Here is a 1919-nt window from a genome sequence, read left to right on the forward strand (position 1 = left end):
TGGCCCTCTTCGCCGCCCGCACCTACTTCAGCCTCACCAGCAAAATCCCCGCCCTCCGCCGCAAATTCGTCCAAGACCTCTACACCTACCGCGGCGCAGAAGACGCCTGAACCTCAACCAGCCATTTCTCGTTGACGATCAAGCGGATGCCCATTTCGCGGGCTATATCGACAAAGCCACGCACGGCGGCTTTTTCGGCGGTGGTCAGCCAGACCAAGGCCCATTCGGTGGGGTGGTGGCGGGCAGCATGCCGTGGGCCCGGCGACCGCATCGACGCGATCACCGGCTTCCAAGCGAGCGTGCTGCCACGGTTCGGGCTGCCCCGAACGCTTCCGGAGACGAACCGACACGACTACGGCAGGAGCAGTCGCCATGAGAGCGCCCATGGGATGAAAACTGCTGCGGCACAGAGCAGCAGGGTGAGTCGCAGGCGTAGTCGGCCGGTGACAAGGATGCGGGCGCGCCACCAGTGGAGTGCGGTGGCGAGCGTGGTGAGAACGACCAGCAGCGTGAGAATCTGCAGGAGCAGCCACGGCAGTGTGCGGCCGGCAACGAAGGCGGTTTCGTTCGGGCCGACTTGGCTGAAGATCCAGACCATGTAGGCGAGGGTGCCGATCACCGTGCCCAGGCCCAGGCCGGTCAGCCAGCGCGCCCAACGGCGCACCGAACGAGTCTGTGACCGTGCGCGATCGGCGCGCCGACGTGGGGTGGTGAGTGGGTAGGCGAGCAAGCCGAGCACCAGCAGCACCAGCACGGCGGTTCGGACCGCTGTGGTGTCGTACCAGCAACCGTCGTCGGATGCGCGGCTCAACGCCTCCTGATGCGGCAGTGGTGTGGTGATCCTAGACAGTGGCGGATTGCCTGCGGCGACCTGGTGGATCCACGCGGTGATCACATCGGCGTAGCCGGGGTCCAAGGCACCGAGCGGGTGACCGTCGACCATCAGACCGCCGGCCTTGTCGAAGCCGTTGGAGGTGCGGTGCCCGTTATGTCCCGCGCCCGGCACGAAACCGATAGTCGTGTACGGGTTTGCGGCCAGTGCCTGCTGGAAGACCTGCGCACTTTCCGCGGCCGGTACTTGCATGTCGTGTTCACCCCACAGGGCCAGGACAGGCTGGTGGACCCGCCGCAGGACCGCCACCGGGTCGTGGCCGGCCTGCGGGAGAAGCCCGGAATCGGTCATGAATTGTGCTCCCGGTACAGCGACCGCATCCAGTAGGGATCCTGAAATGCCTTGATGGCGAAGGATATTGTCCAGGCTCCAGCTTTCCTGGCGTACCGGTGAGCGCCCGGATCCACCGATGGTCACCACGAACGCGACATCGGGTGACTCGGCGGCGGCCATCGGCACCACCCAGCCACCTTCGCTGAACCCCCACATGCCGACCTTGCTCGGGTCGACATCGGCGCGGGCGCGCAAGGTCTGCAGCCCGGCGAGTGCATCATCGGCCAGCTGTGCGAAGTCGTGCTGGGTCAGTGAATAGCCTTGTGTGCGCTTGTCATAGATCAAGGTGACGATGCCCGCACGCGCGAACGCCTCCGCCTCGGGAACGTATTTGGCACGCGGACCGGGCCCGGAACCATGAACCAATACGATCCCCGGACGACGCAGCGTGTCGTTACCGGTCGCCGGAGGGAGATACACCGTGCCGTGCAGCGTCAGCCCCTGGTTCTGGAACGTGACATCCTCGGTCAGCAAATCCTGGTGCGCAGGTTCGGCATACGCGGCACCGGCGGCGAGTACACCGGTCACGGTCAACACGGCGCAGACAACAGCAATGACCAACGACCGCAGCCTCCCCACGGTGGTGGGCTCCAATGCTGATGTCGGCTGCCAGGGGGAAGGGACCGTTTCGGAGCTGTTTTTGCCAGCAGGATGGGACCACCTCGTTTGCCACTGATGGGACCACCTGACTAGC

At 65.3% G+C, this 1919-nt stretch carries 1 protein-coding gene; it reads right to left on the reverse strand.

Annotated elements, in window-relative coordinates; genetic code table 11:
• Nucleotides 1-352 precede the first annotated feature (352 nt).
• Entirely contained in the window at nt 353-1762 is a 1410-nt protein-coding gene (locus tag ACH438_RS46215) for an alpha/beta hydrolase family protein (RefSeq protein ID WP_397017710.1), read from the reverse strand.
• Between the last annotated feature and the right edge of the window lie 157 nt (nt 1763-1919).

It is taken from the genome of Nocardia sp. NPDC020380, from assembly GCF_044386975.1.
Taxonomy (GTDB): domain Bacteria; phylum Actinomycetota; class Actinomycetes; order Mycobacteriales; family Mycobacteriaceae; genus Nocardia.